The organism is Sporomusa malonica, from assembly GCF_900176355.1.
Lineage (GTDB): Bacteria > Bacillota > Negativicutes > Sporomusales > Sporomusaceae > Sporomusa > Sporomusa malonica.
In genome coordinates this window covers 321,174-339,381 of sequence record NZ_FWXI01000002.1, presented here as the reverse complement: position 1 = coordinate 339,381, position 18,208 = coordinate 321,174, and the positions used below count along the sequence as shown (strand labels likewise).

General features: G+C 39.8%; 15 protein-coding genes. All 15 read right to left on the bottom strand.

The window, feature by feature from the left end; all coding sequences use genetic code 11:
- Positions 1-54 precede the first annotated feature (54 nt).
- Positions 55-1,173 (bottom strand): butyrate kinase, encoded by a 1,119-nt coding sequence (buk, locus tag B9A22_RS03570; RefSeq protein ID WP_245823770.1) that lies wholly within the window; start codon positions 1,171-1,173, stop codon positions 55-57.
- A complete protein-coding gene (locus B9A22_RS03565) occupies positions 1,145-1,714 on the bottom strand; it encodes a 2-oxoacid:ferredoxin oxidoreductase subunit gamma family protein (RefSeq protein ID WP_084574310.1) in 570 nt (189 codons plus the stop codon). The genes buk and B9A22_RS03565 overlap by 29 nt, the downstream gene beginning before the upstream one ends.
- Positions 1,714-2,463: a thiamine pyrophosphate-dependent enzyme gene (locus B9A22_RS03560; protein ID WP_084574308.1), complete on the bottom strand. Its 750-nt coding sequence runs from the start codon at positions 2,461-2,463 to the stop codon at positions 1,714-1,716. Before B9A22_RS03560 ends, B9A22_RS03565 begins: the two co-directional genes overlap by 1 nt.
- Before the next feature lies 1 nt (position 2,464).
- Positions 2,465-3,532 carry a 3-methyl-2-oxobutanoate dehydrogenase subunit VorB gene (locus B9A22_RS03555; protein ID WP_084574362.1) on the bottom strand — a complete coding sequence of 356 codons (1,068 nt, stop codon included), beginning with the start codon at positions 3,530-3,532 and terminating at the stop codon, positions 2,465-2,467.
- Positions 3,533-3,546: 14 nt separating this feature from the next.
- Entirely contained in the window at positions 3,547-3,750 is a 204-nt protein-coding gene (locus B9A22_RS03550) for a 4Fe-4S dicluster domain-containing protein (RefSeq protein WP_084574306.1), read from the bottom strand.
- A gap of 30 nt (positions 3,751-3,780) precedes the next feature.
- Positions 3,781-4,332 carry a phosphate propanoyltransferase gene (gene pduL / locus B9A22_RS03545; protein WP_281252342.1) on the bottom strand — a complete coding sequence of 184 codons (552 nt, stop codon included), beginning with the start codon at positions 4,330-4,332 and terminating at the stop codon, positions 3,781-3,783.
- Between the two features lie 1,355 nt (positions 4,333-5,687).
- Positions 5,688-6,821 carry a hypothetical protein gene (locus tag B9A22_RS03540; protein WP_084574302.1) on the bottom strand — a complete coding sequence of 378 codons (1,134 nt, stop codon included), beginning with the start codon at positions 6,819-6,821 and terminating at the stop codon, positions 5,688-5,690.
- A gap of 160 nt (positions 6,822-6,981) precedes the next feature.
- Positions 6,982-9,663: a TrlF family AAA-like ATPase gene (locus tag B9A22_RS03535; protein ID WP_084574300.1), complete on the bottom strand. Its 2,682-nt coding sequence runs from the start codon at positions 9,661-9,663 to the stop codon at positions 6,982-6,984.
- A gap of 406 nt (positions 9,664-10,069) precedes the next feature.
- A complete protein-coding gene (locus tag B9A22_RS03530; RefSeq protein WP_084574298.1) occupies positions 10,070-10,846 on the bottom strand; it encodes a hypothetical protein in 777 nt (258 codons plus the stop codon).
- Between the two features lie 162 nt (positions 10,847-11,008).
- Positions 11,009-13,831, bottom strand: coding sequence for a dsDNA nuclease domain-containing protein (locus tag B9A22_RS25215; protein WP_176215366.1), 2,823 nt, complete (start codon positions 13,829-13,831; stop codon positions 11,009-11,011).
- 85 nt (positions 13,832-13,916) lie between these two features.
- A complete protein-coding gene (locus B9A22_RS03515) occupies positions 13,917-15,029 on the bottom strand; it encodes a hypothetical protein (protein ID WP_084574296.1) in 1,113 nt (370 codons plus the stop codon).
- A gap of 274 nt (positions 15,030-15,303) precedes the next feature.
- Positions 15,304-16,422 (bottom strand): metallophosphoesterase family protein, encoded by a 1,119-nt coding sequence (locus B9A22_RS03510; protein ID WP_084574294.1) that lies wholly within the window; start codon positions 16,420-16,422, stop codon positions 15,304-15,306.
- Positions 16,423-16,463: 41 nt separating this feature from the next.
- Complete coding sequence (locus B9A22_RS03505; RefSeq protein ID WP_139796145.1) at positions 16,464-16,781, bottom strand: hypothetical protein; 318 nt, start codon at positions 16,779-16,781, stop codon at positions 16,464-16,466.
- Positions 16,782-16,789: 8 nt separating this feature from the next.
- Complete coding sequence (locus tag B9A22_RS03500; RefSeq protein WP_084574290.1) at positions 16,790-17,356, bottom strand: histidine phosphatase family protein; 567 nt, start codon at positions 17,354-17,356, stop codon at positions 16,790-16,792.
- A gap of 99 nt (positions 17,357-17,455) precedes the next feature.
- Positions 17,456-18,169, bottom strand: coding sequence for a metallophosphoesterase (locus B9A22_RS03495; protein WP_084574288.1), 714 nt, complete (start codon positions 18,167-18,169; stop codon positions 17,456-17,458).
- Positions 18,170-18,208 lie beyond the last annotated feature (39 nt).

Sequence of the window (18,208 nt, the reverse complement as noted above, 5' to 3'; positions counted from 1 at the left end):
ACCAGTATAAATACCGATGCCCTACTAAGTATTCAGCTTTAGTCTGTTATAGTACTATATGTACTCCCGACATTCTTCATCCCCCCGTAACACCCGGAGTGCTCCTTCGGCCAGTGCTTTAAGTTCATCTTCACCTGGAAAAATCTTAACGGGTGCAATGAAGGAAATATACTCAGTCAGTTCTTTTATAATATATTCTGAATGGGCCATACCACCAGTAATAGCAATGTAATCGACACAGCCACTGACGGGAACAGCTGCAGCTGCAATAAAGCGTGCGATCTGATAAATCATGGCATCATATATAAGCTTTACCTCATCGTCACCAGCTGTTATGCGATTTTCAACCTCCCGCACATCGTTAGTTCCCAAGTGAGCCACAAGCCCCCCCTGCCCAGCAAGCAGCTTTGTTACCCGCTCTCTATCTAGGTTGAGTGTGAATAATAACTCGGCAAATTGCGCAGCCTGCACCGTTCCTGCCCGCTCCGGCGAAAACGGCCCCTCGCCATCTAATGAGTTATTAACTTCAATAACACGCCCCTTATTATGGCACCCAACAGAAATACCCCCACCTAAATGAGCCACAATCAAAGTAAGCTCTTCATACGGACGGTTAACCTGGTTTGCTAACCTATGCGCAATTGCTTTTTGATTGAGCGCATGAAAAATGCTGCGTTTTTTTATCTCCGGTCGGCCTGTAATACGAGCGACAGGCTTCAATTCATCTACCACGACTGGATCCACGATAAAAGCTGGCTTATGCATTTCCATAGCTAAACTCTGTGCCAATAACGCTCCCAGATTAGAGGCATGGGTGCCATACCTTGACTCCCTCAAATCAGCCAACATGCCCTCATTAATTGCATAGGTTCCACCCATTACCGGTTTTAATAAACCACCCCTAGCAACAAAAGCATCAAATTCGCTTAGCCCCACACCACTGTGCCGGAGTTTTTCCTTAATTTTATCCAGACGATGCTGGTATTGTGCGTTTACTGAGGCAAATCTACTTAGTTCACCTGTATCATGAATGATTTTTTCACTCCAGAACTCAACTGCATCGTTATAAACGCCGATTTTAGTTGAAGTAGATCCGGGGTTTATCGTTAAAATCGTATACGCCATCGCCATATTCCCCTTCTCACTAACCTTGGCACTTACTCTTTCGATCATTCTTACTCTTCACCACAAACTCATAGCCCCTGCTAAAGGCCTCAACATTTACAGATACAAGCTTGGGTTTAGATATAAACTTTTTAGCAAACGCTTGAATTAGCGATTCATTTGCCACGATACCTGTAGCAGCCAACAATGCCCCCAAAGCAACCATATTGATCATCTTAATGCTCCCTAGTTCATTGGCAATATCGTTTATCGGTACACAATAGTCCTGAATATCTTTGCGCTCCGCTGCTTTATCAACAAGAGAACTATTAATAATCATAATTCCATTGGACTTTAGTATCGGTTCAAATTTGTCCAGTGACGGTGAGTTCATTATTATTGCAGCCGATGGTTCACTCACAGTAGGTTCACCAACTTTTTCATCGGAAATGATTACAGAGCAATTGGCCGTTCCGCCTCGCATCTCTGGACCATAGGATGGCATCCATGATACATTTTTGTTTTCCATCATCCCAGCCTGAGTCAGAAGCTGACCCATAACCATAACCCCTTGCCCGCCAAATCCGGACATAATTATTTCATGTCTCATTATTGTTCCACCCCACTATTTTTATAGACTCCAAGCGGGAATTGCGGAAGCATGTTTTCTTTTAGCCACTGTTTGGCATCGACAGGCGATACCCCCCAATTAGTCGGGCACGTAGCCAAGACTTCTACCATGGCAAAACCATCACCACGAATTTGCGTCTTGAAAGCAGCTCTAATTGCATCCTTGGCTTTATTCATATTGACAGGGTCATTTACCGAAACGCGGGCAATGTATTTTGCGCCATCCAGGGTGGCTAGCATTTCCGCAAGCCGGATAGGGTAACCAGCTGTTTCTAACTGGCGACCAGTTGGTGATGTAGCCGTAACTTGATTTACCAGCGTCGTAGGTGCCATTTGTCCACCTGTCATCCCATATATAGCGTTATTGACAAATATCGTCGTTATCTGCTCACCGCGTGCGGCAGCATGTACAATTTCTGCCATGCCGATAGCTGCAATGTCACCATCCCCTTGATACGAGAATACCACACAATCAGGGTGTACTCGTTTAATCCCGGTTGCTACTGCAGGTGCCCGTCCGTGTGCAGCTTGCTGAACATCAACATTAAAATATTGATCAGCCATTACAGAACAGCCAACAGGTACTACACCAATTGTCTTTTTTTTAATAGATAATTCATCAATTACTTCTGCTACCAAACGATGAACCAAACCATGCTGGCAACCAGGACAGTAATGTGTTGCTGCATCTGTCAGAGCTTGTGGTCTCGTAAACACTTTACCTTCCACTTTACTCACCTCTCCCAGCTACAAGTATGTCTACTATTTTTTCATAGATATCCCGAGAGCTCATCATCATGCCACCGGTGCGGCCATGGAAATATACGGGTTTCGAGCACTTGATTGCAAGATTTACATCTTCCACCATCTGTCCGGCACTAAGTTCTACTGTTAAGACAGCCGATGCTTTTGCCACTATATCGGCTAACGCTTGTTTAGGAAACGGCCAAAGGGTAATCGGGCGAAACAAACCCACTTTATGTCCGGCAGCCCTAGCCATTTCTACTGCTGAAGTTGCAATACGCGAAGTAATTCCGTAAGCAACAAGTATTAAATCAGCATCGTCAGTATAGCTGGTTTCCCAACGTACTTCTTGCTGCTCTATGACTTGGTACTTGTGCTGCAATTTTGTATTAACCTGTTCTAGTGTTTCAGGCTCAAGATATAGTGTATTAATACTGTTTGGCTTATTGCGTTCTCCCATCCCGGTTGTAGCCCACGACTTATCAGCCGTAAATTGCGGAATATCAAGAAATGTGACCGGTTCTATCATTTGACCGAGAGCACCATCACCTAAAATCATAACTGGATTACGATATTGATCAGCTAAGTTAAACGCGTGTATAGTTAAATCTGTCATTTCCTGTACACTGCTTGGCGCAACTACGATACAGTGATAATCACCGTGCCCGCCGCCTTTGGTGGCCTGAAAATAATCGGCTTGTCCCGGCTGGATGCCACCTAGTCCAGGTCCACCCCGCATGATGTTGACAATCACACAAGGCAATTCACCTGCCGCTATATAGGAAATTCCCTCTTGTTTTAAACTTACGCCAGGACTTGATGAAGAAGTCATAACCCTGGCTCCAGCACCAGCAGCGCCATAGACCATATTAATAGCAGCAATCTCACTTTCCGCTTGAAGAAACGTACCCCCGACTGCCGGAAGACGCCTGGCCATATATTCAATTAACTCAGATTGAGGTGTGATAGGATAACCAAAATAATACCTGCACCCGGCAATTACTGCAGCTTCACCAATTGCTTCATTACCTTTCATCAATTGCTTTTCTAACAAATGTTCCACTTCCCTTACTCCATAATTTCGATAACTATATCAGGACATGCCTTTGCACAAATCGCGCACCCTACACATTTTTCCGCGTCAGAACAAACTGCCGGATGGTACCCCTTTTCATTAAACCGCTCCGCCATAACAATAATACCTTTAGGACATGCATCCTTGCATAATTCACACCCCTTACACCTTTCCTCTTGAAAAACCAGTCTTGCCATACTTCATCCCCCCATAAATAAATAAGGCCATCATTCCATAATCTTTAGTAAATCGCCGTTGGCAATCATAGCTGCATTTGCCTCATCTGTATCAATATGCATTTCTAAGACAAAGCTATCATGTACTCGGACCAGTACTTTTTCTAAAATAATCGGCCTAATTTCACCACCACATTGTACGCGAACAAAGTCGCGGTCTTTGACACTTAATTCAGATGCATCGACCAAATTCATATGAATATGACGCCAAGCAGCAATTACCCCTTTCTCTATAACTACCAAACCATTAGGACCAATCAAAGTAATTCCCGGTGATCCCTTAATGTCACCAGAGTCCCGCACAGGCACGTTAAGGCCGAGCTTGATTGCATCGGTGATAGAAATCTCAACTTGCGTCTGCTCCCGTTCCGGTCCCAATACTCTCACATTATTAAAAGTGGCTTTAGGCGTTACCAAATCGACGGTTTCTTCTGCAGCGTATTGACCAGGCTGATAAACATACTTGTATGGATGGAGCTGATAGCCAGGACCAAATAAGATATCCAGATGTATCCGTGACAAATGAACATGCCGTGCCGAAATACCGACGCTAACTGTCTTACTTATTTTTTGTCCCTCCTTTACTTCTTTTATATGACATGATACTGCTTTCTAAATTATCCTTCATTCACTTCATTGCAATTTATTTAGGGAATTTTGCTAATAAAAAAGCCAAAGCTTTTCAACTTTGGTTTTTTTGTCAATTATTATTGTTTTTTTGTTATCTTAATATAAAATTCTGATTTTTTTAGCTGCCATTATCGTTGACGCGCCCGCGCCTTCTGCTAAATTATGAGTGTGGAACATTGCCAGATAAATGCCTTCCTTTATTTCATCTTCAGACAACAAGATGAAATCCGCTAATTTATCCTTATCTCAAATGGAATTTCATATGCCGAGCCTATTGCAAAGCCTCCAGCAAAAGCACTACAAACCGTGCTAAGACAAAGAGATAGATAATTTTTTAATTTCTTCCCCCTCTAAGCCATTTATAGAATAGGAATAACTTGTTGAATAGTTGTCAGAATAACCATTTTGACAACTCGAATCCTTATTACTTTCCATAGCCTAAATACCATCTAATTAGAATGTAACCTCAAAAAGAGTGCGAACTAAGGCTGAGCTTTAATTTTTTACATTCTATTTATCTATATCCTGAAACACGCTGGTACAAACTTTTTATCGCTAAAACAATCAATTACACTTTTGTGACGTTCCACTCATTATTAAAATCATTGCCATACTACATCAATAATTACTTTTTCAACTGCATAAATGCATATAGATAAACTTAGGATACCGCTACTCCGCAAAAATTCCCAATTTATCTATTTAAAGAATTAGTTATTATCAGACTTAACGCAACAAACTAACTGATTTTTATACACAACAGATATTTAAGCATAAGTTTGTCACACAAAAAATTAAGCATAAGTTTGCCGTTTCGGCAAGCTTATGCTTAAAGTTACATATATATGTGACTTTAAGCATATCTTTGCCGCTTTTTAACCATAAGTTTGCCACCAGAAATGTCTACAAATCCGCGCAAATACTTGAATTAGCAATAATATCCACTCTTTATAGTTTAAGCATATATTTGCCGTAAGTACCTTTAATAAGCATAAGGTTGCCAAGAATCCTTAGATTCTATAGGGTTCAATACAATTCAAACGACAGCCCGCCAAATCAGCGGGCTTGAACTGTAACTATTGTTTTGGTGGAGGCGATCCGCGGCCTTGCAAATCCACTTTTTGTGAAGCTGTTGAAATATATTAATTCTTTACTACACACTCAACGTACATCGAGTTAACATAAGGTATGAAAAGAAAACACTTCTTCGACTCTACGAAAATGATACCCAGACATGCGAGATCTTGTCAAAAGTCATCGCTACTTTCTCAGGATAGATAAGCGTTTTCTACTAAATTAATAATAGAATCATACATTTCATGTAGCTTATTGATCAATACATCATATATTTGGATATAGTCTCTACAATCTTTATTCAATCCTAATCTTTCACATGAAAATGCAAATAATTTTTCTTGCGTTTCTTCCGATTGTAAATGTGCGAAAGAAACTCTAAGATCGTAAAGTATAAATAGAGGAGCTACAATTTTAGATGCATCTCCATCTATTCTTTTTTCAATCCAATATTGGAGTAATTTTATACTCCCAACTTTATCTAATTTTAAATCCTCAAATTCTTTTAAGTCTTGTTTAATTTGCTTATTATTAATAGATTCTACAAAAATTTTGTTCATTGGAATAATAACACTTGTAAAAGCGGTATTACTTGATACTATAGGTCTAAATATACTTGCAGCGGTTTTAATTGTTTCTGGCTCTAATTGAGTTAAATTAAAAGAAAACTTTTTTAATATTATTTCATGTAAAGTTGTTCTTTTTTGGAACAAACTTTTTTCCTTCGACGGCTCAGCCCAATTTGTTTCTATCTGCCCCTCATAAAATTCAGATGCAATATCGTGATCCGAATGTATATTCTCTGAACATAAATAATGTTGCTCATTAATATCTAGTTTTGCTATATCCCCAAGCCACATAAGTACTTTCCCATTGCGATTTATTCCAAAAGAGATTAGATGATCCGAACCTTTATAAATATTCCCATATGTATCGGCTCCTAATTCTAATGAATAACTTGGATGGTAACAATATTTTAACAAAACTTCTATATTAAAAAAAACCGGTGTTAAAAAGCCAATGTTCCATTCTCTCCGTAAACCTGGAATAAAATAATAATCATTTCTATCATATATAAATTCAACATCGGTAGTAACAAACTTATCTTTAAATAACATGGCTATAAACCTTCCAAAATCAAATCCACGTGCGTTTTTTTCCATACTTATCAATTTTTCACAAGCAAGTTTGGAAATTTGAGGTAAATATTGTGTTTTACACTTTGGACATTCTAAAACTTGAGTATTTTTAAATATATATTTTTTATAGTTATAATCAATCTGCTTTAATACCATATATGTATTACATTTGCATAATAATGATTGCATATTTTATCCTCTTATTAATTATTGTGAAACTCGCAAATTTTCTTTTATATATTTTACTATATTATAATAATTGATGAGTTCGTTCGTTATTTTTTGCTATACTCTCCCATGTGTGTACGATATCAAAGATAACGCTTAGTGGATAGAAAAATAAAAGAGGCTAATGCCCGTATATTTCTTTCCGGCGTTTAAAGGCAATATCTCCGCCCTCCAAGATTCTCATTACCTCGTTTCGTGTTTCAGATCGATCAATTGATCCTCTGTCGGTTACAATCCCTTTGTCATTCATACGATTCATTGGTAAGATTAACTCGGCATCACCTAAAACAGCAATGTTGGCGTTATGAGTTACCACTATAACCTGTCGTCGTTCTTTAATAGCCCTCAGTGTAGTGACAACACTTGCCGAAATAAATGCATTATCCAGATCATCCTCGGGTTGATCAATAATCAGTGGCAATTTAGAATCCGCAAGCATAGCAATTGTTAATAGAATCGTATGTTTCTGCCCATCTGACAACTGATTTACATGAATTTCTTTCGGTATAGCCCCTTTTGTTTTTAAGTTGATTATCGGACAAGACGGCTTCCAAATTAATTCCAGCTCAAATAGATCAGTCAATGAGCACATCCGATTACATATCTCAGTGGCCCATTGCTCAGAAATATCTGCCAACTCTGCTATTTGTCTCGCATTTTTCTGCTTAATGAAAACAGCAAGCTCCTCTGGTAATAATTTTTGACATACTTTTATTGCTACTTCCTCCTGGAAGTATGATCCTTTCATTGCCTTTAAAAAAAACTCTTTAAATTCATCAATAATACCGCTATCTTCGTAACAGAGAAAAACTGTATAGTCAGTAATCGTCCTTCCTAGGCCTTTATTAATTACTTTAAGTTGACTTTTTCTTTTCTTTATAATCTCATTTCGTATTTGTTTAAGTTCGCTATGTAGTTCAGTACGTTGAATGTGCAAAGTTTCAAGCGTGCTTTTTTGCCCATTTATTTTGCCAATCTCCGTCATTACAATATTCTTTCGAGTAATAAGCTGCTGCAACTCTTGAATGCTGCCGGAAAGACCTTGTTCCTTTAGCGGGGCCATCTGGCCATTTATTATTTGTTGCCTATTTACAATCACTTCATCGACTTTTTTCAACGACTCGCTAATTTTCATAGAAACAGTTTTAAAGTAAGAATTAATCTCAGATTGCTTGTGATTCAAATACTGATTTGTTTCGTCAATACTTTTTTCCACATCTTTGAAATAAGGTTCAGTAGACTCGCCTTGATAGTTCGCCTTTAATCCATTTGCAATATCGTGATAGTTCCTCAAAAAGTTAGTAACAGACATGCCTCTATCATAAAATTCAGCTATTGCCATCAATTCATTACGTAGCCCCTTCTCCGCACCTAATTCTATTTGCTGGGCGGCTATCTCTCTGAGTTTCCCTGTCTCGGCAATCTGAAGTTTCTTGTCAATCTCGGCGATAATTTGCGCTTTCCCTGGAATCTGGAAAAATAAATTTTCAATAGGAATTAGCTGTGCACTATTTTGCCTCAAAAGCCTCAGAATTTCCTTCTGTCTTTCTAGAAGGTCTTTGATATGTAGATGTTGGTCTAAAAACTGTTGCAACAATATTGGGTTAGCTAATGGATCTTTGGCTACTTCGGCTAAATCACCTTGACCATAATATTCAACTGGAAAAACGTCAACAGGCACATTTTGTATCTGCCCATCCTCCCGTGCCCTCACATTGGGGACACTCCCCCTAATACGCTCGTAACGATAAATGATGCCATTAGCATCTTCACAATAGACAACTATTTCATCGGGACAGTTATCACATTCAGCGAATTCACCTTTCATTCCTAATCCATATACTAAACTACGAATAGCGGTAGATTTACCAGCTCCTCTTCCGCCTATAAAGCAATTAAGATTATCACTAAAGTGATAATTTTCTTGATCCAGAAAACCACCATTTATATAAATTCCCCGAACTCTTGGAACGGCAATAGGAAGTGACGCAGTTGCTCTAATACGGGCTTCTGCATCAACCAATGACGTCCTAAATGCATTAAAATCTAACTCGTTCATCTTAATTCTGGTTAAATTACGTTTAGCGCAGTTTTCACTAAATTGTTTTATTGAATGAGCATCTGAACCTTGCACATGCGCTAATAATGGTCTTCCCGTTAGTACAGATGCCCGGTTATCGGCGAGTTTTCGTCTTTCCGCTCCATTTGCAGATTTTTCATCTTCTGGCGAATACCAGCCTAAGTTCTCCGAATTATCTACTTCTAATCCATATAATCCTGGACTCATAATAATATCTTTCTTCCAACTAGGATAGCCTGAATCTAATATCTCAAAGCCAGTTTTTACCCTGTCAATATGAGCTGCAATACATACGCCATCCATCATTTCCGCCTGTCGAATTACATCGGTCATTGATTTCGTCGTATGACTATCCCTGCTTCCCAATTTTCCAACAATTTCAATTCTCGCCAAAAACGTTCGTACATTTTCCCAGTTTTCAGGCGAAAAGTACACTAATAGATGTCCATGTGCCGTGCTTACTTCGACACCAGGAATAACCAGAATCCGCCCCAAATAATGTTGAGCGCACTTCATTGCAGCCTCTAAATTTTTATCTGTATTATGATCGGTTATTGCAATTATTGAAATGTTATGTGTTAAAGCTTGTTCGATAATAGTTTCTACTGTCATCCCCACATCGCCAACGCATTCAGATGCACCATAGGAATGAATATGGAGGTCTGCAGTAAAAAAACGTGCACCATTATCAACCCTTATCAGATCTTCGAAAGTAATAGCCATTTCTTTCGCCTCCAAAACAACATTAACTCGATCCTTTCACCATAACATAGCATAAACTATCCCTATGTAATCCATCGCATTTTTTCATTACGTAATTATATAGAAAATAACCAAGATAAAGTATGAGCGTTGAGACTCTAACTTTTCGTAACAGCGATTGTCTCATATAGCATTTTTATCTAACACATATCAGTCACAGAAAAGAAAAAAATTCCCAGTTTATGCGACCTTACGAACTATTGGCAATAAAATCAGCATAATTTATCTTCCTTCCAAAAACGAATTTTCCAAATTACACTGCATTGGTATCAGGAACATATATAACTTCGCCTGGAGTCAAATCATATAGACGAACTTATTTACTAAGTATTGTGAATCCCTCTATGAAATAACTTTAACTTCATCCTTATAGAATTAGATGTTTTCTCATATATCCACTATGGGCCAATTCTTTATATTGTTCTTCCAGCATTGGATTTCCATTCTTAAGAACAACATTTAAGGCTGTATGAAGGTCCATACCCATATAAAGCATGTTAACACGTAAAGCATGTAATAGCTGTTCGTATCTCTCGAATGTTGGGTTAGTTTCAAGTTCTCGAAAAGTAGACTTTGATACCAATGGATGGGGTTCCATCTTTGTTATACACTCAATCAATTCATAACTATTAGTCCTAACATTATTAGTTCCATATCTTGATCCTCTTCTTTTATTCCACTTCGGCTTACGCCCGTGTCTTCTTCTATATGCCTCAATCATTGTTCCTTCAACTACTTTGATATCTTCCCTATCTTCAGCAGCGCGCATATTTACTAAATCATACGATATATCCTCGTCAGTAATCTCACCTCTATTTTTTCTTGTAATTGGTTGAGATAAAGACGACTGCACAAAAATGGTATATCCCAGCTTTTCTTTATGAGAGAAATACTCATCTATATAAAGCTTTTTACATGAATTATCTCTTGCTGGGATTATTCCATTATGTTGTTTAAATCGATCTGCCAAGTCAACAGCTAGGCCAATATATAATACTTCGTGCGTGTAGTAATCCCAAAAACTGTAGACACCTGCAGAAGACCATTCACAACAAGTAGTAGCATCACAAGATTTTGATAATATGGTCGCAATCTCTTTAGATTCAGATTTTTTGTATGCATCAATTATAAATGTAGCTAACATTGATTTGGCCCTTTCTTGATGTCATTCCAGTCCTGTGGCTAATTACCCGAGGAATTTAATCCAAAGCAGGCAAAACAGCCCATCTTGCAAACAATAACGGCTTGGCGCGCAGCTTGAACACGTACCGGCTTTATTTTCGCCTTTATAAACCGTCTATTTAGGTTATCGTCCATGGCATTTTTTGAATTTCTTGCCTGAACCGCATGGACATTGAGCGTTTCGCCCTATTTTCGCGTTCCCTATCGAATTAATTTCTGGCGTGCTCGGGATTCGCCACTTTGGAGGACCATTCTGACGCATCTCCTCAATTGCCTTGCGTTGATTCCGCAGCTCCAATTTCCCAAGTTCATTAAGACCAGCCTCATACGGCTTCAATCGAGCCATTTCAGCATCTGCCGCGTCGAAATCGTCACAATATGCAAGAACAACCGCATATTGGCTTCGAACAGGAATAATCCTTGCACTCATCTTTAACTGTAGAACATTGGGCAAAAGATTCGTCTCAAGAACTTCCCTTGCTCCAATGAAATCATTTCGACGAATAAACTCATCGACAACTTCCTGTCCTACCCGGATGAGGGAATCTGGTGCACCTGCCATGGCGTAGAACTTCATAGCATGGAGGCGCCCAAGGGGAGAAATCCTTCCGACGCAATTCATTGCTGTAGCATTAAGATCAAGGCAATCTGCCAAATGCTTTAGGTTATCTGTAATATCCTTATCTTTCTTGAGAAGCGGCCAAATCTTGTCAGGATTCAACCCAAAGATATCCTCTGGGGTGATTCCGAGAAGATCGTAATATTCCCGTATCAAACTATGCGTTTCTTTGATGGCCGCTTCGTAATGCCCAAGGTCATAGAGCGCATGAGCGGTATTGTATCTAAATATCCTTTGATGAACTGGGTTCTCTGGGAGTAACTCTAAAATATCTGACATAGCGGCTTCGATCTGCTTAGCTTTGCCCTCGCGGGCCAAGACGTTCATCCGTTTCATTGCTAGAGCTAGGCGTTCATCGACTCCAAGATTATGTTCCTTGAGCAGTTGTCTCATCTCTTCAAGCCGTTCTAAAGCTATTTGAGAATTTCCTTGCTTCATGTCCGCAAACACGAGAGCATCTAGCACCCAGAAGTGATCTTTGGGTCCTGTCTCTTTAGAAGAAGCAGCTTTTTCAAGAAACATCATGATCTCTGGATTAACACCAAGTTCGTGAAAAAACTCATCCGTTGCCAATTGGATAAGAGGCTTTATATCTCCAGTTGCCATAAGCATGCGGAGGTAAAATGAAAACTTTGGCATTTCCAAGTGTCGTCGCAATGAAGCAAAGACGAGCCCCTTGAGAACGTCTTGTGCTTTGCGAACAAATTCCTTGCCAAGTGTGTCGAGGTGTGACTGCCCTAAAAGACGCATCGCATCGTGAACCTTAAACCGATTGCCGCCAAAAGTCTCAATTGAGCCCGTTGATCTAAGCTGCCGAAAGAGCGCGGCGACAACTCTGTCCTCAAGACCGAATATTTTCGCCAGCATTTCTGATGCTTCATTTCGTTCTAAAGGAATATCCGAAAGGCTAAGAACACCAATCACATCACGGATTACATCTGAAAAGCCATCATAAACGCGAGCAAGGATGATTTCCTGTGCCGTTTCCACCGCATGTGTCTTTGCCTCCAGTTCGGAACAAAAACGTGTAAGAGAGCCTTCATATTCTCTTGCCGTAATGGCTATAGCGTTTTGAACGTAGAGCGGTAATCCAGCCGTTAGCTCCAATAGACGCTGGCATGCCGCGAAATCGCCTCGACACCCTTGGAAAGCAACCTCTGAAGCAATAGTATCAGTTGCCCATCCGTGCAAGGGTTCCGCCATGATTGACAGGATTGTCTCAAGTTCAAAGACATTACGGCCGGGCTGACAGATAAGTATGAACTTTAGCAAACTACTTTGTTGGATGACAGCCCGAATGTCTGCTGGTGGCAAGTGGTGAGCATTATCTAGAACAACGGTGACTGCTTCTCCACTAGTCATTAAACGTATGTCGATCGCATGAAGCGTTTCCAAGCCTGAAGCTCCAGGCAGAAGCACTTCGCCAAGATGGCCACCTTTATTGCCAAAGAGACGTGCGGCAAGTTCGCGGGCCAGTGCAGACGCTAGAGCCGGTCCCGGCGTATCTTTGACATCCATGTATGTGATGGTACTCGTCGTAAACGTTGCTGCCTGAGAAACCCACGATGTCTTCCCAGAACCTGAGTAGCCGGTAATAATTCTAATCCTATCCTCGGTTACAAGTGGCGGCTCATCGGCCTGAGTCCGGTATACCGCCGGCGGATCTGGGAAATCCTGCAACTGGACAACCATCTGCTCAAAAATCTGGGAAAGTTCATTTATTTGAAAAGAATGGTCTTCACGCGGCGAATTCCCTGCCGCCGCTAGCATTACTAGCCACGCTAGTTTCCCTACAAGTGTTTCTGGAGCAAGCATACCATATGGAATCGTTGCAGCTAATTCAGCACACTTCGCAAAGGCATCTGAAATGTTTTTCCATGGCATAGGCAACCTATCATCGAGACTGTCGGAGATGCTATCCGGCCAGACTATCTGTACATCACCCGGCCAGGCCGGTTGGCTTATGCGCTCTAGCAATGCTTCACCGGGTTCAATATTGGAAACAACAACAAATTTAGCCGAACCTGATCTTACTCCGTTCTGGTGTTCAATGCGTAGCAGTTCAAAGCGCTGAATAGCGCCGTCGATATCGCTATATTTCAAGGGGCTTGAACGCGTCTTAACTTGAATGTAAATTCGCTGGTTGCTGAAAACCACTTCAACATCCTCGTCTCTCTCGACAACGATGGACGTAACACCTGAATTTGGGGCCAATAGAAGGCAAGCGGCGGCATACAAATGCTGATACAAAAAGCCCTTATGGACGGCTTCAATTCGAGCAAGTTGATTTTTGTCTAATATCGGCGTTGCTAAGTACTGATTGCTCACTATTAACACTCACTCCCATTACATTTCGGGGCATAAGATTATATAGCCATCTTTTCTTATCCGTATCCCCAAATCATTTTTTAGTTCATTTATAAAATTCGTCAATAGTTGCATCATTATATTGTCTTAAATATTCTGAAATTAGAGGACTTAATGCTGGCACAAAAATTTTTGAAGTATTAAGCCTCGAAACTAGTGGTGGTATTACTCCAGCAATATTAAAATCATCCTCTTCATAAAAAAAATGGGTTGCATCCGGGAAAGCGTCATTATCGAGTGGGTTGATGGCATTTGGATTGTGAAAAATGAATATTCCATCTGACAATAATTCAGGACTTTCTTCACTAACAATTTGCAGCTGATATCGCGGACCATTATCGAAGAGATTTTCCCTAATTATATAAACTTGGTTTAATGATGACCGCCCCTCAGAAATTGCAAGAGAAGTCAACTTACCAATAGTTGTTGTGCATGAAAAAATGATAGCAGATACCTGGTTAAATTCTAGGTTGGCAAAAAGATTTAATGCAATATCTGCTGTTGTACCAGGTTTCTTTATTGTAGCTTTTGGAAAATAGCTCCTTTCCTCAGGATTATAGTACAACCCGTATAACAATGCCATCATAGGATAAATATATTCTCTACCATAGTTAATTTGATCATATGAAGCCATTGCTATAACAAATGGGCAAAAAGGTTTCACCCAATCACATTTAGAGTATTCTTTTTTGTATTTCAAATATTTACTGCTAATGGCATTTGAATAGCGAACAATTGCCTCATCCACCATTTTAGTAAAATCTTGCTGAAGCCATGGCGGACTAAGCATAGACAACAGATCTTCAAGATTCCGCTGACTTTCAGAAATACCATTTAGTTTAATATTCGCAACGACAGCTTCAATACAAATCATATAAGGCTTTGTAATCAAAAAATCCGGTTTAATGTGTGTCCAATCAAGAACGTAGTTATGTTGGCGAAAATAGGCATTCAAATAAAACTCCCAAAAGCTTGAATGGAATGTGGTCTGAAATTCATTAATTATTTTTCCATCGCGATCTATAAAATCTTTAGTCCATTTAAGTAAAATACTGCGTTCATTAAACATCATAAAGTTCTGATTAATCAAATTCAAAAGCTTCGAATTACAATCTTCTTCTTTTAAGCCTTTAGCTAAAGTAAATATATCTAATGACAATATCATAACCTCCAAAACCCTTAGAGTTCTAAGGAACGTCAGCACCACTATCTTTCTACTGGTTTATTTCCCTTTTCAATTTGTCGAGTCCGATAACCTCGCATATGTAAAAATAACCATAATTTACTCTAATAGTAAACTATGGTTATTTTTCTGTATCTTTTCGACTTTATCCTGCCATATAAACCAAAATATCTGCTTCTTAATTTTTTTAAAAAATAAGCAGTACAAGACTAAGACCCATTACCAACACCCCGTGTCACCACATGGATACTTATTTATCTCCATACGGCCTAAATTCCTCACAGTTTTCAGGTTTATATAACATGCAAGTGTGGCCTAATATCTCATTCTCCAGCATGTATTGATAAAGCTTCCAGCACTTACAATTATCACTTTTAGGACATTTCTCACCACTGCCGCAGGCCATAAAAATTTCTTCTCCATGGGCTTGGTGATTTATGATTTTTTCAGCTAATATCTTAAATTCTTTTTTTCTTTTATACTCTTTTTGCCATTCGAGTTCGTTCCAGTTCAGCCCCGCCAATGGGTAGGTTATATGTCTACCTTCTCTATCCCATCGATCAATTAGCGCTCCAACTTCCTCATATGTCGGCTGTTTTATATTCGGGTAGGCTACCTTAAATTTACTCCTATATTTTTCTATTTTCCAATCTCGCGGCTCCGGGTCTTTTGACATGATTACTTCTTCTTGCAATACCACTAATCTATTATTCAACACTGTAAACTTACCTATGGTTTTGTTTGTATGAAAATGACCGAAAAACCAGTGTTTAAACCTAATGCTTTTCATAAAGTAGTTTAGCATTTCACTGGTAGAATCATTGATTCTATCTCCAAAAAAGCTATCAAGCTGACCTATTATATCTTTAGGCGCAGTATGTGTTATTACATAGTCCACGGTCATATCATGTTTTTCGAGGTTTTTAATACCTTCTTCAAATTCGTGCTGGTTAGGTACTTCCTCTCTCCACCACGAAATGAATTCCTTTCGGAATTGTTTATCTACTGATTCAGCGCCGCCAAATGTGAATATTTTTTTCCCTTCAATTGTAAACACCTGTCCTCGCATTAAATGAAAGATGAACGGTCTTATTTGGTGTGTTTTACCACCGTTCCATTCCGTGATAGGGAATTGATTCAAAAGATCAAAGTTTTCGTGGTTGCCGTCTACAAAAAGTGTTGTGAAATTCTTGCTTTCCAGCCAATCCAAAAGCCATTCATCCTGTTTGCCGCCTGACCAAATACAGCCAAAGTCGCCAGCAATTATGACATAATCATTCTTCGTTAATTCCCTTTGCACCGGGAAATATTTCGTAGTTAATTTGGCCTTGTCAATATCTCCATGCAAATCCCCGGTTATATAAATCATTACAATTCTCCCATTCAGAGCAAGTATGAAAATTCGCTTATTTACTCACTCCATAAATTTTTATCGAATGTATAAGAAAACTGGCGTTTTGCTTCTACGCTCATATTTGAAAATTCCTTTTCGGTAAGTTTAAGAATGAAATCATAACTATGCTTTAAAAAAACTCCTTTTACTACTAAAAAAGCCATAGAAGCATTGCCATCATCATCCATAATCCAATATTCTTCGTCATCCGATCCAAAAAAAGAGTCCGGCATTGCAAAGAGCTTGTAAGCCGTGTACTTTTTCACCCGGGCCTTTGCATTATTTTCTTTAGACAGCCAATGAGTTGCTTCTTCAATCCGTTCTACTTTACTCATTTTATGTTCTACCATACAACCACTTCGCAATTCCCGTACTTAGGTAACGCTCTGAATCGGCCCATGAGATATGTTACATCCTGCTCTTGATTATCTTTTAAAAGCGTCATGGCGCGAATAAACTGCGCATGAGTAAACATGACGATAAATCTTTCGTCCAGACGCTGTAAGCGGTCAATAGTCATTCTGGCCCGCGATAGCAGCATGGCAAAACTTTCTGCATCTTGGCCGTCTATATAGTCAGGGTCAAGCCGTTGCCAATACGCATTTACCCTCTCGCTACGTTCAGCAGCGGTAGTCCCTACGCAGGAAGCCGGTGCAAGGTAGGTAAATTCTTGGATGTCCCAAACCGTAACCGGTACATCCGGATACAGTTTTATCGTGTAAGCTGCCGTTTCTTGCGTGCGTAAAAAAGGGGAAGTTATGATCAGATCCGGTACCCAGGGTATGCTTTGACTTATTTCCCTGGCTTGCTTATGACCGTTCTCGGATAATGGTATCGTTACATGATTATCCGTAGCAGCCCCGGCATTTGCCACACTCTCGCCGTGACGAATTAACCAGATTTTCTTCATAGCTCACTCCGTATACCTAATTTTTTTCAAACTAGTATCACTAAACAAGACCTTTCAGGTTTGGGTTCAGATCAGCTATAAAAGTTCCTGGAAGTACCCTTAAGCATAAAATTCCTGGTAACTTGGCAATTCTAAAGCCGCCAGCCGTCCACCAAAACAACCGCCGCAGTCAATGCCTATTTTGTCCCGGTACTCTTGGTCAAACCAGATCCGGGCATTTGTTTTTTTGAATTTCTTATCGTATCGATAAAGATGCCAGGTGGGCAGATGGCCAAAAACAAGCACCTTTCCTTTGTACGCCGGACAATAAGGAAAGCGATCCTCCATCCAAACCAATTCATCTTCGGTGTTTTTTTCGATAGGCTTTCTCGTATTAGCTCCCGCGTGGGTAAACAGGAAATTACCTGTTGAAAAATATAACGGCAAACTTTTTACAAACTGCAGAATCTCTGCTAGTTTACTGGGTGCTAAGTTTTCTATTTCCTCAAACATAGTTACACCACCGTTATATTTCACCCAATTATATAAGTTCTCTGATGGCTTTGTCCGCCATGAATCGGATTCAAGCATTTCGATTACACTCTGCTCCAAGAATTGTTCATGGTTCCCCTTTAAAAGCACCGCGCCCTGCTCCTGAAGCATTAGGCAAGTTTTCAGCACATCCAGGTTTTCTGTTCCGCGGTCTATCATATCGCCACAGATAACCAGTAAATCCCTTGCCGGATCATATTGAGTTTGTTTTAACAGAGACTGCAATCTTTGGTTTTCGCCATGAATATCGGAAATTGCCAATATCCGGTCAACAATTCGCATACCACTACCTCAGCTTTGTTACTTTAACAACTACCATTT

Excerpts from the sequence above, each read along its gene's own strand:
- buk (WP_245823770.1), bottom strand. The coding sequence starts at position 1,173 with ATGATCGAAAGAGTAAGTGCCAAGGTTAGTGAGAAGGGGAATATGGCG.
- B9A22_RS03565 (WP_084574310.1), bottom strand. The coding sequence starts at position 1,714 with ATGAGACATGAAATAATTATGTCCGGATTTGGCGGGCAAGGGGTTATG.
- B9A22_RS03550 (WP_084574306.1), bottom strand. The coding sequence starts at position 3,750 with ATGGCAAGACTGGTTTTTCAAGAGGAAAGGTGTAAGGGGTGTGAATTA.
- B9A22_RS03540 (WP_084574302.1), bottom strand. The coding sequence starts at position 6,821 with ATGCAATCATTATTATGCAAATGTAATACATATATGGTATTAAAGCAG.
- B9A22_RS03535 (WP_084574300.1), bottom strand. The coding sequence starts at position 9,663 with ATGGCTATTACTTTCGAAGATCTGATAAGGGTTGATAATGGTGCACGT.
- B9A22_RS03530 (WP_084574298.1), bottom strand. The coding sequence starts at position 10,846 with ATGTTAGCTACATTTATAATTGATGCATACAAAAAATCTGAATCTAAA.
- B9A22_RS03510 (WP_084574294.1), bottom strand. The coding sequence starts at position 16,422 with ATGATTTATATAACCGGGGATTTGCATGGAGATATTGACAAGGCCAAA.
- B9A22_RS03505 (WP_139796145.1), bottom strand. The coding sequence starts at position 16,781 with ATGAGTAAAGTAGAACGGATTGAAGAAGCAACTCATTGGCTGTCTAAA.
- B9A22_RS03500 (WP_084574290.1), bottom strand. The coding sequence starts at position 17,356 with ATGAAGAAAATCTGGTTAATTCGTCACGGCGAGAGTGTGGCAAATGCC.
- B9A22_RS03495 (WP_084574288.1), bottom strand. The coding sequence starts at position 18,169 with ATGCGAATTGTTGACCGGATATTGGCAATTTCCGATATTCATGGCGAA.